We start from the raw sequence: 14,269 nt of genomic DNA, 5'->3' as shown, positions 1-14,269 counted from the left end.
CTAATTTCCTATTGGCGAACCATCCGGTATTTTTGGCACATTTAAATCCAACTCAAAATCTTCAGGTTTTTCTCTGAACGTCTTGATATTACGATACATTTCTTTTGAAACTGGGTCATTTTTGCCTCATAGCCAGTTCGCCAGCTCATCAACCTTAACATTCGTCACGGCCTTCACCATTGGAGTGGAGTTTTTATGAACTGCAAGGTTCAGAAGATGTTTGAAAACCACAAAATTTATGGTTTCCTGAATTGCTTTTTCGTAATTGTTCCCATTAACTTTATGTATGGTTCCAGAAATCAATTCATCCAGTACAGCATCTAGACCTGGAAGATCATTGTTCAATGAATTCTGCTGAATTAATCTTTCTGCCCTGGCCGGATGTAGTAACAAGCTTAATGTCATCTCACTGGCCGTTGCAGGAGCACCAAAAGCATCAAAAGCTACATCTGTATTGCTTTTAAATGATTCCCTGTCCCTGGAAAAACCAAAGGCTCTCGGTGGAAATAATTCTAATTTCTCTTCAGGGATCTTCAATTCATCGGCGGAAAGCGTCTTCAGAATAATTTTTAGAGCCTCCTTTTGAACTTTTGCTTCAATATGTTTAACCACTTCATTATTTCCGCCTTTTAACGCGTATTCATATTCAAGTCCGCCAATTAATTTTACCGCAGCTTCAGTTTGATATCTATGGAAAAAATATAAAGGAACAAATACGTCTTCCAGCGTGGAATAAGCTTCATCCTTTCTAATATTATCAATGGAAAAATTATCAATCGCTTTCTTCCTGATTTTCAGAACCTCTTCGAGTTCTTTCGTTGCACTTTTCCCATTATCCCATAAATGAGCGAAAGCATTTGCTCCGCCTGAAGCCCTGGAATCTGAATCTGTTATAAAGATCAATCCTTCCTCACGAGCATTTTCAAGAATCGAATTCAAATATTCCTTTTCATCCTTCCCTTCAGGAATATCGCTATAGCTATAATTTACAGTAACCTTATCCCACTCTCCTATTCCGGTATCATAGGCATTCTTAAAAATTATTTCATCATTATAGAGTTCGAATTGTGGATGTGGATAATCCATTACCGATGCACGATCTTGCGTACTGGCTGCAAAATTATGTGCAAAACCTATAGTATGGCCAACTTCATGAGCAGATAATTGCCTAATTCTTGCCAGGGCTAACTCCATCATAGGTTCATGGTTATCGTTACTATTCGCAAAAGGTTTGTTCATCATGGCCTGGGCGATCATAAAATCCTGACGTATTCTTAAACTACCTAAACTTACATGACCTTTAATAATTTCACCGGTTCTGGGATCGGTAACGCTGGCACCATAACTCCAGCCTCGGGTAGACCTGTGAACCCACTGTATCACATTGTATCGAACATCCAAAGGATCTGCATCTTCAGGTAACATTTTCACCTGAAATGCATTTTTATAGCCAATTGCTTCAAAAGCCTGATTCCACCAGGACGCACCCTCCAGTAAAGCCGATCTTACCGGCTCTGGGGTTCCGGTATCCAGATAATAAATTATTGGCTCTATGGGCTCACTAATTTCGGCATCAGGATTCTTCTTTTCCAGACGATGTCTTACTGCATATCGTTTTCTTATCGGTTCATAAACAGGAGAAGCATAGTCCAGGTAAGAAATGAAAATAGCACCACTTCTAGGATCAAATGCTCTCTTTTTATAATTATCATCAGGTAATTTGACGAAAGAATGGTGCTGGGTTACACTGATGTTTTTCTCATCCGGAACAACGGAATAGATTGTTCTGTTTTTAGGCTCGCCTTCAAAAGTGAGTAGCGCTTCAAATTCTACATTTTCAGGAAAAGCTTTTGTCCTTTCCAGGGCGAGGGCACTTTTTGATTTATCTATCTTGTAAGTACCATAATCTCCTTTTTTCAACCTTTCAGCAACACCATGTGCATCCTGCATTAAAAACGGGGTAAAGTCGATAATGTACTTCCCATTCTTTTCCTCCTTGATCTCAAATCCGAATAAAACAGATTTGGCAAAAGCTTCAGCTACACTTTGTTTTTCCGCTTCATTATTTGTGATCGCACGATAATTTTGATTAGGCTGAACTAAAAGCAGTTTATTTCCAGCTTTTTGGAATTTCACTACAGCTTCTCCCCCTAACTGCCCGCGGTCTAATCCTATATCGTTAGATCCAACTCCCGTTGTTAAGAAATGAGTATACAGGAACTCCGTGTCAAGGCTATCCACTTCGAGGTAGAGCTCATCCTCCTTTTCGTTGTAATGGAAATTGAAATAACCTTCATATTTTTTTAAATTTTCCTTCTTTTCTAGAAATTGAGCTTTCCCAATAAATGAAATACTGAAGACCAGAAGAGTACAGATTAAATTGCGCATAGAGAGGTGTTTTAAAGCCGTCTAAATCTAAAAAATATTCGTTAAATACTTTTTGCAAACACCCTTTAATTCTATTTTTACGACAAATCAACCAATAAATGATCACAATAGAGAATATCCGAGATCTTAAAGAGCGCCTGGTTGCGTTAAGGAGGTATCTTTGACATTGATGCCAAGAAGATCGAAATAACCAATATGGAGGAAAAGACCTTTGCTCCAGATTTCTGGGATGACCCTAAAAAGGCTGAACAGATCATGAAAGAGGTCAATGCTGAAAAAAGCTGGGTTGGAGATTACGAAAAGGCTGAAACCCTGGTGGAAGACCTGGAAGTAATCTTTGAGTTTTATAAAGAAGATGAAGCCACAGCTGAAGATGTCCAGCAAAGACATGAAAAGGCCCTGGATCTTATCGAAGATCTTGAATTCAAGAATATGCTTTCAGAAGAAGGGGACAGCATGAGTGCTGTTTTACAGATCACAGCGGGTGCCGGCGGTACTGAAAGTTGTGACTGGGCAGAAATGTTGATGCGCATGTACCTCATGTGGGCGGAAAAGAGAAAATTCAAGATTAGAGAATTGAATTACCAGGCAGGAGATGTTGCCGGGATCAAAACCGTTACCCTCGAAATAGAAGGTGAATTTGCCTTCGGATGGTTGAAGGGTGAAAATGGGGTTCACAGACTGGTAAGAATTTCACCTTTTGATTCCAATGCCAAAAGGCATACTTCTTTTGCTTCGGTATACGTATATCCGCTGGTAGATGACAGTATAGAGATAGATATAAATCCTTCAGATCTTAGCTGGGAAACCATGCGGTCATCAGGCGCGGGAGGTCAAAATGTGAATAAGGTAGAAACTGCTGTAAGGTTACGCCACGCTCCTACCGGAATCGTCATTGAAAATTCTGAAACAAGATCACAGCTTGAAAATAAGAATAAAGCCATGCAGCTCTTAAAAAGTCAGTTGTTTGAAATTGAACTTCAGAAAAGACAGGCGCAACGTAGAGAGATCGAAGATTCTAAAATGAAAATCGAATGGGGGTCGCAAATAAGGAATTATGTAATGCATCCTTATAAACTGGTGAAAGACGTTAGAACCGGAGAGGAAACAGGAAATGTGGATGATGTAATGAATGGTGCGATCGATCCTTTCCTGAAATCTTTTTTAATGATGATGGGGCAACGGAACGAAGATTGATAAGTTTTTCTACCAACTTTTTAATTTTGAATTAATTGATTATTTTAAAGAAGAAAAAAATAAAAATGCTGAAGATCTATCATAATGCGAGATGCAAAAAATCCAGAGAAGGATTAGAGATATTGAAGAATTCCGGTAAAGAATTCGAAATAAAGGAATATCTTAAAGAACCGCTGAATGAAAAGGAGTTGGAAAATCTGATCAAAAAATTAAAGATAACTCCAATTCAATTAGTTCGTAAAAATGAAAAGATCTGGAAGGAAGAATATAAAAGTAGGGATTTAAGTGACCGGGAAATAATTACTGCCATGGTTAAAAATCCCAAACTTATTGAAAGGCCTGTTGTGGAAACCGACAAAGATGCTGTTATTGGCCGGCCGCCTTCAGATATTGAAAAATTGCTTTAAAGAAAACAGAAATGAAACTTCAACACAGAATTGCTTTAATAAGTGTCGCAGCCGCTGCCGTGGCAGGTTTCGTCTATTCTCAAATATATATACACGAAAAGAATCGCCGCGAAATAAGAGATGTTGCTGCTGAACTTGCCGCTACCTGGAAAGCTCAGTTGGATCTAAGCCCTGGACAGGCTGATCAACTAGAGGATGTGATCATCGAATATACTATTAAGAAAAATGAGATCATCAACTCCAGTTTAGGAAATATCCAACAGATCAATAAATTGAAGACCATTCAAAAGAATGAACACAGATCGCTTCAGAAATTTTTGAATGAAGATCAGTTTGAAAATTATATTTATTTAAATAAACAGCTCACTCGAAAATCTTAATAATTAGCACTCTAAGTGCTGATTTCTTCAGGAAATACTAGTGTTAACATAATATTAACCGAATTGGATTAAACCATTCCGATCCAGACTGGTCATAGTTAAAAAATTGACAATGACCATCCGAAAATTCTATGCCCTTAGTCTTGTACTAAGTATCCTAAGTATTTTTACTTCCAAGTTTTATGCACAGGCACCAGCCGATGTTGTGAAATATACCATCAGCGGTAAAGTGATTGATGACGAATTAGAAGTTCCACTTGAATACGCAACTATTTCAGTTCAGAATGTTGATGATCCTTCTACTTTAAACGGAAGTGTTACCGATGTAAATGGTAACTTTTCCGTGGAAGTAAAAGAAGGAACTTATAATATTGTAGTGGAATTCATTTCTTATGAAACCAAAGAATTCAATAACAGATTAGTAAATAAAGATCTGGACCTTGGAACCATAAAACTGGGACTTGGCTCTGAAAACCTTGACGAAGTCGTGGTGAGAGCTGAAACCACTCAAGTTGATGTAAGGCTGGATAAAAAGATCTATAACATTGGAAAAGATTTAACCACTGCCGGAGGTACGGTTAGTGATGCTCTGAACAATGTTCCTTCTATTTCAGTAGATATTGAGGGAGGAATTAGTTTACGAGGAAATGAGAACGTTAGAATTCTTATCAATGGTAAACCTTCAGCAATGGCAGGCTTTGGAAGCACTGATGTTTTAGGACAGTTACCGGCTGAAGCGATTGAACGTGTGGAAGTGATCACTTCCCCTTCCGCAAGATATGATGCAGAAGGAACTGCAGGGATCATCAATATTATACTGCGTAAGAAAGAAACTTTGGGATTCAATGGTTCCATTAGTTTAAACGGCGGAGTTCCTGCCAACGCAGGGATTAATGCTAACCTTAATTACCGAACAGACGCTTTTAATATTTTCACTACCACTGGCTACAGATACAGAGAATCTCCAGGAACAGCATTTTTTGACACACGTTATTTCCAGGATCGTGAAGATAGTTTTCTAGATGGCCTTATCTACGACCGAAATGTGGAGGACAGAGATTATGACAGGATAAACAGAGGTTTTAATACCAACGTAGGAATTGAGTATTATCTAAACGAGCAATCTTCTATTACAGGTGCTGTATTTTATAGATTAGGTGATGACGAAGATCTTACTTCAAACGTGAATGATTATTTCCTGGATGGAAGCCGCCAATTAGGTACTACCCGTCTCGAGAATCAAATTGAGGAAGATAACAGCTGGCAGTTCTCGCTGAATTATATCAATAGATTTGATAATAAAGGTCACGAACTCACAGCAGATTTTCAGGTTGAAAGCGATAAAGAAACTCAGGAAGCATTTATACGTGAGCCAATAAATTTCAACGGAACCGAAATCGAAGATATTTTTATCCCAAGAGAAAGAACTGTAACAAAAGAAGATCAATCTGAATACCTTATACAGGCGGATTATGTTAGACCAATTGGGGAAGATTCCCAGTTTGAAGCCGGTTACCGAGGAAATTTTGAAAATGAAGTTACCGATTATGCACTACGTCAGGAAGCTAGAAATGGCAGTTTTGTATTGAATAGAAACCAAACGAATGTTTTTGATTACACCGAAAATGTTCATGCCTGGTACACACAATATGGTACGAAATTCGGAGATTTTAATTTTCTTTTAGGTCTTAGAGCAGAGCACACGCAATTAAAAGGTGATATTGATTCTGAATTAACTCAGCAGGAATTGAGAGAGGAATTCAATTTTGATATTACTACAAATTTTGATAACAAATACTTCGGCCTTTTCCCTACCGTGAATTTGATTTATGAAATAGGTGAACAGGAAAATATTACTTTGGGTTATAACAGGAGAATTAACCGTCCAAGAGGTTGGTACATTAACCCCTTCCCATCGAGAAGTAGTAGAAATAACGTGTTTCAGGGAAATCCTAATTTAAGACCGGCGTATTCTAATAGTTTCGATCTTGGGTATTTGAAGCGTTGGGAAAAATTCACGCTTACTTCTTCTATTTATTATCAAAGAGAAACTGATGCCTTTCAGAGAGTTCAGGAAGAAATAGATATCCAGGTGGCGAATCCAAATTTCCCTGAAGAAAGTGATCAGGAAACTATTTCCCAGACTGTAATTAGAAGTATTCCTTTCAACCTGGCCACGAATGACAGAATGGGTGGTGAACTAGGTTTCTTATATAATCCTGCCGACTGGTTAAGACTTAATGGTAGTTTCAACTATTTCAGGTTTAATTTAGATGGAGAATTTAACGGAGATGATCTAAGTACTGAAAATACCAGCTGGTTTGCGAGATTTAGCTCTAAAGTGACGCTTCCTTTAAAAATAGACTGGCAAACGAATGCTTTCTATCGTGGACCGTCTGACGAAATTCAGGGAACTCAGGATGGCATCCTTTCTATAGATGTTGCTTTAAGTAAAGAGATCTTAAATGAAAAAGCAACCATTGCTGTTAATGTAAGTGATATTTTGAATGGAAGAAGAAGATCATCTTATACCAATACGGAATTCTTTGAACAGGATAGCGAATTCCAATGGAGACAGGGACAGGCAGTGAACGTATCTTTCATCTACCGATTCAATCAGAAAAAACAACGTCAGCAAAGAAGAGATAACAATAATGATGATTACGATGAAGGAGAATTCTAAATCTTTAGAATAAAGAACAAAAAAAAGGGACTAAAAATAGTCCCTTTTTTTTATGCTTTTTCCGCTTTAGCTTTTTTCCGAGCTTCGCGTTTCTCTTTGATCAGTTCTCCAACAGAACCTCCAATCCAGTAAGGAAGGAAGGCCATTAGGAAGATCATAAGCCAGAAACCCATTGTTAATATCGCTAAGAAAGCTAAGAAACCAAGGTATTGATCGAATTCGAACATAACAGTCAAAGTTTGATTTGAATCTCGCCAAAGATATGAAGTCTGCCGCGCTTATCACAAAAAATCCCTTAGTTTTTTAAGCAATTTTATTGAAGCTGTTAAATACTTGGTTATAATTAGTTAGAATTTATCGTGTATAATTTATCCTAAATTCCCCTTCTACTACCCCCAGAAAATCAGCTAAAGCGCTTTTCAACTCCTTGCAGGAAATCTTACCTTCTACCAAATCTCCTTCAGAATTTGTAATTTCAATGAAATTTGAATTCAGGTTCAATGCACCTTTAGGAATCACCATCCATTCTTCAGAAGTAGAATTATTCTCATATTTTATCCAGCTGTTATTGTAATAATTATCCCCAAAATAATATTTTCCTGTACCCGAAAAATTTTCAATAAGAAATTCCATGATATCCCCATCATTAGAAATTGCTTTTACATAAAGATTTACTCTGCCAGCAGGATCTATTTCTCTGGTGAAGTTTAAGGTTGCCACATTGCTGTCTGAATTAAATTCCAATCCATTTACATTTGCTTTCAGAAAATTTTCTGATAGCTCGTTCGCGTCATCATCGGTGCTGCAACCTTGGGCTACGATTAGAAACACTAATGAAAAAAGATAATTAAAATAGAGCTTTTTCATTTTGATATGTATTTAGTTAAATAATATCGAAAGTTAAACTTTTTAACATTTTAATCATAAGGGAATTTTCCCCTATTTTGAATTTATTTATCTAATTATCAGTTTTTTAAATATTTTAAGTTTTGAATCTTTAAAAATACATTAACAAAATATTTCAATATAAATTAAGTTTCTTCTGAGATTAATTTAATTAAGAATGAAGCCGAGGCTATCCTTAATTTTAAAGGTTTTTTAGTTTAAAGAAATACTGTAAACCTTAACTTTGCGCAACAACCAATTTTTGTATTATGGATTATAGAATCGAAAAAGATACTATGGGGGAAGTAAAAGTTCCTTCAGATAAATTATGGGGAGCGCAAACGGAACGTTCAAGGAACAATTTCAAGATTGGTCCTGCTTCATCCATGCCTTTAGATATAATATACGGATTCGCTTACCTTAAGAAAGCGGCAGCATATACTAATTGTGAATTAGGAGTATTACCTGTAGATAAAAGAGATCTTATCGCAAAAGTTTGTGATGAAATTTTGGAAGGTAAACATGACGATCAATTTCCGTTGGTAATATGGCAAACTGGTAGTGGTACTCAAAGTAACATGAACGTGAATGAAGTGATTGCCAACCGTGCGCATCAGCTTGCAGGAAAGACAATTGGTGAAGGAGATAAAACCTTACAACCAAATGACGATGTGAATAAGTCACAGTCTTCTAATGACACCTTTCCAACAGGAATGCACATTGCAGCCTACAAGAAAATCACCAAGGTTACTCTTCCCGGACTTAAAAAGCTTAGAGATACGCTTAAAAAGAAATCAGAAGAATTTAAAAATACTGTAAAGATTGGTCGAACCCATTTCATGGATGCCACTCCACTAACCTTAGGACAGGAATTTAGCGGCTATGTGGCTCAACTTGATTTTGGGATCAAAGCACTGGAAAACACGCTTCCGCATTTGGCTGAACTTGCTCTTGGTGGGACAGCTGTTGGTACCGGACTGAATACGCCTAAAGGTTATTCTAAAAGAGTTGCTGAATTCATCGCAAAATTTACAGAAATGCCATTTGTTTCTGCCGGAAATAAATTCGAAGCTCTGGCAGCACACGATGCTTTTGTAGAAACTCACGGAGCGCTAAAACAATTGGCGGTTTCTTTGAATAAGATTGGAAATGATATCAGGATGCTGGCATCAGGACCGCGAAGTGGAATTGGTGAGATTAACATTCCAGCCAATGAGCCTGGATCTTCGATCATGCCTGGAAAAGTAAATCCAACTCAATGTGAAGCTTTAACCATGGTGTGCGCCCAGGTAATCGGTAATGATACTACTATGAGTGTTGGAGGAATGCAAGGTCAATTTGAATTGAATGTATTCAAACCGGTAATGGCAAATGCCCTGTTACAAAGCGCCCAATTAATCGGTGATGCCTGTACTTCATTTGAAGAACATTGCGCTCGCGGAATTGAAGCAAACGATAAAAGAATTCAGGAACATTTAAACAATTCCCTGATGCTGGTAACAGCGCTTAATACAAAAATAGGTTATTATAAAGCTGCTGAGATCGCTAATACGGCTCATGAAAATGGTACTACTTTGAAAGAAGAAGCTGTAAACTTAGGTTATTTAACTGAAGAACAGTTTGATGAATGGGTAGACCCGAAAGATATGGTTGGAAACCTTAAATAGGTTTTTGCTAATAATTAAAAAAGCCTGCTGAAAATTTCAGCAGGCTTTTTTTATGCTTGAAAACTACGATTAAATAGTTCCCCTGTTTTCTTTTATTTCCTTTTTAGCCTTCTTGGCATAATGCTTATTATATTTCCAGTAAGATAGTGCTCCCAGAATTGCCACTCCAGCAAGCGTGTAATAAACAATAGTTGGAGTGATCACTTTATCTCCACTGGCATACGAATGCAATCCGCTCAAATAGAAATTCACGCCAAAATAAGTCATCATTACGGAAGCATAGGCGATCACCGACATAAAATTAAAGATCCATCTTCCCCTTAATCCCGGAACCAGTCTCATGTGAATCACGAAGGCATAAACGAAAATACTAATAAGCGCCCAGGTTTCTTTTGGATCCCAGCCCCAGTATCTTCCCCAACTCTCATTCGCCCATTGTCCTCCAAGGAAGTTACCTATAGTTAGCATGACCAAACCTACGGTGAGCGCCATTTCTGTAATGATCGTTATTTCTCGAATATTGAGCAATATTTTTTTCTTGTTGGAAGCCGTTGTTAGCGTCATTAACAGCAGTGAAACCACTCCTAAGATCATTCCCAGAGTTAACGGACCATAACTTCCTACGATCACAGAAACATGGATCATTAACCAGTAACTATCCAATACAGGAACTAGGTTAGCGATAGCAGGATCGGTCCAGTTCTGGTGTGCACTCCATAATACCATCGCCGCTACGAATGCAGTAGAAGCGATCGTAAGGTTTGACTTCCTCCCGAACGCGAGCCCAAAGAACATTGTTGCCCACGCCACATATATCATGGATTCGTAAGCATTACTCCATGGAGCATGACCGGAAATATACCATCTGGTTCCAAGACCAACAGTATGCAGTGCGAAAAGGATAATTATTATTCCTACACCTAGATATATAATTCCACGAACAACCTTATTATCTCTGAATATTCTTACTACCACAAAGATGAACATGAAAACACCAGCCAGCATATACATCCAATACAGGTTTTTGAAAATGTTGTATTTATTGTAAGTAATTTCAGCGTCTATTTTTCGTTCTGAAGGCATTACTTCTCCACCAAATTTCTGCTGGTAACTTTGAATGCTTTCCAAGTATTGCTCAGCTTTGCTATAGTCACCAGATTCCCTGGCGGTTCTCAAAGCATTCATATAAAGAGGAAGTATCTGCCTGGTATAAACAGAATCCATCCCTTTCAAATTAGACTCTCCTACTTCCTTATAGGATATCCATTTATTATTTTCATCATTCGGGATAGGGAATATTTTCAGGATATTTCCATCCAGGGCACGATACAGAAGGTTCACTTTTTTATCGGTCTCTATGAAATCTTTTTGAAATTTATTCGGAACGGCTGCCTGATAAGCATCATCCAGGTAAGGTGACAGTTTATATTTTCCTCGCTTATCAAAGAAATCGGTTAGCGAAAGGTATTTTTTCCCTTCCTCTACTCCAAGGATCTTATGCAAACTATCATTATGTTTTTGCACATATATAAGCGGTACATCATACCATACCATTGGGTTTTCTGTAATGGAAATTAATACCTGGTCTGAACTCAGGTCTTCATAAGTATCGCTTTTACTTAATTTCCGAAGTAATTCTGAAGAATAAGTATTTGCAGGTTTCATTCTTCCGCCAGCATCCTGAATAACCAGTCGGCCAAATTTTTCTGCATGTTCTTTATCTACCGCATTGGTAATAATTATGCTATCCAATTGAGATTTAGCAGTTTCGCTATGTTGGTGGTCTTCTTCCTGAGCATTACCAGCAAAAGACAGAGATACGATCGCCAGCAGCGTAGCCAGGGTCTTCTTTTTTGTTTTCACTTTATCAAGCATCACCTTCAATTGTCCAAATCTTGAACCTTTATCAAACAAAATCCACATCAAACCAAAATATAACAGGAAGTAACCTATATAAGTAATCCACGTTCCCCAGAAATCGTGATTAACAGAAAGTATGGTTCCTTTTTCATCAGGATCAAAACTGGACTGGAAGAACCTGTATCCCTGTTCATCCAACACGTGATTCATATAAATATCGTAAGGCATTGGCTCCTCACCTTCCCTTATCACTTCTACCTTGCTTTTAAAAGAAGCATAACCCGGTGTTTCACGGTCTGCAGTTCCGGGATATTTTTCAGCTATAAAATCATTCAGTTTTATGGAAAAAGGAAGCTCCTGTTCTATCGAACCGTAATTCACGAATATATCAAGTCCGCCAACATTCATCTGGGTTGGATCGCTTACCGTTCCCTGACCACCAAGAAGTGTTACGGTCTCAGATTCACCGCCTGTAGAAACTTTCAAAGTCACGGCATCAAGATCCTGCTTGGTTTTAGGATTTGTTGGCACTACATCGTATTCCCCTTTTATAACAGGCTCCGGAATAACAAATTGCATGTTACCAATATTATATAAAGATCTCAACATCAAAGTCTGCGTTGAATCTTTTACCAGCTTGCCTTTCTTCTGATCTGCCATTCGCATGTAATCCCCATCAAATGGAGAATCCACAGTATATTTACCATCTTCAGTAACCTCAATATTAATGGCACCATCTTGAGGACTGTTCAATGTAAAAAGAACGTTGTGAATATTACTAACCTGACCCTCCTGAAGGTAATGATCGTGCCGCTGACCATCTCCGGCTTCAACGATTTTCAGGTAATTCTCACCATCTTCCGTTGGCACCAGAGCTTCCTCTGCACCGTGAATAAAATTGGTAACTTCAAATTTTATAGGTTGCCCGTTGAAATCTGAATTTAGCGTATAATCATTTTCTACTCCAGGACCGAAAAGAACATCCTCCTGAAGAACTCTTCGTCTTGGCTCACCGTTAATTTCTCCATCAACGAAGAAAGTAAAATGAGGACTTTGTGATAAGAATTTATTGGTGGTCTCACCTTCCCTAATAGGCATGATACCTTCATAACTTATATATCTGGTCACGAAAGCACCTATCAGGATAAGAATGAATGAAAGGTGAAGTAAAAGTGTGCTCCACTTTTCTTTCTTATACAGTTTGTAACGCTTGATGTTTCCTATAAAATTGATCAAAAGGAAAAGCATTATTCCTTCGAACCACCAGGTATTATAAATTAAAATTCTTGCGGTCTCAATACTATACCAGGTTTCTATGAATGTGCCCATGGCCATGGCAATTGCGAAAATTATAAACAAAACGGCCATTATTCGGGTAGAAAAAAGGATAGAGGCTATTTTTTTCTGCATAGAAGAAGTGTCATTTTAACGGGTGCAAATTTAACGATTTATTATCAGTTTTTAAGAGATATACCGATTCATTCTGAAGTCTACAACTGTTAATTTTACCTGCTTGAAAATTTTGGTATTTTAGCCCAATGATCAAAGTGGTAATTATTGGCGCGGGCAATGTCGCAACTCACTTATACCATAGCTTTACTTTAGCAAAGCAATTGGATGTAATTCAGGTTTTTAACCGAAATAGAAAGAACTTACATTTTGTAAAAGATCCTTCGAGGCAAACTTCAAATTTAAAAGAGATCCGAGAGGCAGATCTATACCTTCTTGCCATCAAGGATGAAGCCATTGAAGAAATTGTTTCAGAATTAATGATAAAATCTGGGATTATTGCTCACACTTCCGGAAGTCAACCTATCGATGTGCTTTCTGATTTCGACAATCACGGAGTGTTTTATCCCTTACAAACCTTTTCGAAGAATAAAGCAGTAGATTTCAAAGAGATACCTCTTTGTTTGGAAGCAAATTCAGCAGAAAATCTTGAAATGCTGAAAAAGGTTGGCGCGATGATCAGCAACAAGGTTTTTGAAGTAAATTCAGAACAAAGAAAAGCGCTGCATGTCTCCGCTGTTTTTGTAAATAATTTCAGCAATCACTTATTTAGTCTCGCTGCCGATTTCTGTAAAAAAGAAGAATTGCCATTTGATATTTTAAAACCTCTGATCAGGGAAACGGTAAATAAACTGGAAAGCCTGGACCCGTATTCAGCACAAACAGGACCTGCATTAAGAGATGATCAAAAAACAATTTCAGCACATCTTGAATTACTGGATGATGACCGAAAAAAGATCTATACCTTATTAACCGAATCTATTCAAAAATTACATGGAAAAAAGCTATAAAGAACACCTGAATAATATCAATACTTTCGTATTCGACGTCGATGGAGTTTTAACGGATGGTTCCATCCAGATCTCGACAAAAGGAGAACTTCTACGAACCATGAATACCAAGGATGGCTATGCCATGAAAATGGCGCATAATGCCGGATACACGGTTTGTATCATCAGCGGCGGAAAAAATGAAGGCGTGAGACAAAGACTTCGAGACCTTGGGATCACAGATATTTATCTTGGTGTGAGCGATAAGGTGGAGCAAATGGATGAATTTTTCGATATCTATAATATAAAACCTGAAAATGTTCTTTATATGGGTGATGATATTCCAGATTACTATCCAATGAAATTGGTCGGTTTACCTTGCTGCCCGCAAGACGCAGTGCCTGAAGTAAAAGAAGTATCACTTTATGTTTCCCACAAAAATGGTGGTGAAGGCTGTGTGAGGGACGTAATTGAGCAGGTCATGAAAGTTCAGGGAAAGTGGATCGATAAAAACGCTTAATGA

10 protein-coding genes and 1 pseudogene are annotated in these 14,269 nt (G+C 37.8%); 7 read left to right on the top strand and 4 right to left on the bottom strand.

The annotated features are described in order from the left end of the window. Positions 1-2,388 (bottom strand): annotated as a pseudogene (locus tag AC2S94_RS11965) (zinc-dependent metalloprotease). A 98-nt stretch (positions 2,389-2,486) separates the two neighbouring features. Here AC2S94_RS11965 and prfB point away from each other — a divergent pair. From prfB to AC2S94_RS11945, 4 genes are all read left to right on the top strand, one after another. After that, a protein-coding gene (gene prfB, locus AC2S94_RS11960) for a peptide chain release factor 2 (RefSeq protein WP_484628807.1) occupies positions 2,487-3,585 on the top strand; the annotation gives its coding sequence in 2 pieces (ribosomal slippage) (positions 2,487-2,549 and positions 2,551-3,585; 1,098 coding nt in all). Positions 3,586-3,650: 65 nt separating this feature from the next. Next, positions 3,651-3,992 carry an arsenate reductase (glutaredoxin) gene (gene arsC / locus AC2S94_RS11955; RefSeq protein WP_484628806.1) on the top strand — a complete coding sequence of 114 codons (342 nt, stop codon included), beginning with the start codon at positions 3,651-3,653 and terminating at the stop codon, positions 3,990-3,992. An 11-nt stretch (positions 3,993-4,003) separates the two neighbouring features. After that, complete coding sequence (locus tag AC2S94_RS11950) at positions 4,004-4,372, top strand: hypothetical protein (RefSeq protein ID WP_484628805.1); 369 nt, start codon at positions 4,004-4,006, stop codon at positions 4,370-4,372. A gap of 112 nt (positions 4,373-4,484) precedes the next feature. Continuing rightward, positions 4,485-7,055, top strand: a complete 2,571-nt coding sequence (locus tag AC2S94_RS11945; RefSeq protein WP_484628804.1) for a TonB-dependent receptor — start codon at positions 4,485-4,487, stop codon at positions 7,053-7,055. A 50-nt stretch (positions 7,056-7,105) separates the two neighbouring features. Here the strand turns inward: AC2S94_RS11945 and AC2S94_RS11940 are convergent, their stop codons facing one another. Both AC2S94_RS11940 and AC2S94_RS11935 read right to left on the bottom strand, forming a co-directional pair. Then, on the bottom strand, positions 7,106-7,282 hold the full coding sequence (locus tag AC2S94_RS11940; protein WP_026934940.1) for a hypothetical protein: 177 nt from the start codon (positions 7,280-7,282) through the stop codon (positions 7,106-7,108). Positions 7,283-7,409: 127 nt separating this feature from the next. Further along, the gene (locus tag AC2S94_RS11935) at positions 7,410-7,922 is read right to left on the bottom strand and encodes a hypothetical protein (protein ID WP_484628803.1); all 513 of its coding nucleotides are present in this window, start codon (positions 7,920-7,922) and stop codon (positions 7,410-7,412) included. A 287-nt stretch (positions 7,923-8,209) separates the two neighbouring features. Between AC2S94_RS11935 and fumC the strand changes: the two genes are divergently transcribed. Beyond that, on the top strand, positions 8,210-9,607 hold the full coding sequence (gene fumC / locus AC2S94_RS11930) for a class II fumarate hydratase (protein WP_484628802.1): 1,398 nt from the start codon (positions 8,210-8,212) through the stop codon (positions 9,605-9,607). 69 nt (positions 9,608-9,676) lie between these two features. Here the strand turns inward: fumC and AC2S94_RS11925 are convergent, their stop codons facing one another. Continuing rightward, a complete protein-coding gene (locus AC2S94_RS11925) occupies positions 9,677-12,877 on the bottom strand; it encodes a cytochrome c biogenesis protein (RefSeq protein WP_484628801.1) in 3,201 nt (1,066 codons plus the stop codon). Positions 12,878-13,005: 128 nt separating this feature from the next. Here AC2S94_RS11925 and AC2S94_RS11920 point away from each other — a divergent pair, with 128 nt between their 5' ends. Both AC2S94_RS11920 and AC2S94_RS11915 read left to right on the top strand, forming a co-directional pair. Beyond that, positions 13,006-13,767 carry a Rossmann-like and DUF2520 domain-containing protein gene (locus AC2S94_RS11920; RefSeq protein ID WP_484628800.1) on the top strand — a complete coding sequence of 254 codons (762 nt, stop codon included), beginning with the start codon at positions 13,006-13,008 and terminating at the stop codon, positions 13,765-13,767. Then, positions 13,751-14,266, top strand: a complete 516-nt coding sequence (locus AC2S94_RS11915; protein WP_484628799.1) for a KdsC family phosphatase — start codon at positions 13,751-13,753, stop codon at positions 14,264-14,266. The genes AC2S94_RS11920 and AC2S94_RS11915 overlap by 17 nt, the downstream gene beginning before the upstream one ends. Positions 14,267-14,269 lie beyond the last annotated feature (3 nt).

The sequence above is a fragment of the Christiangramia pacifica genome (assembly GCF_057221535.1).
Note: the sequence above shows the minus strand (reverse complement) of the source record. Positions and strands in the feature narration are given on the sequence as shown.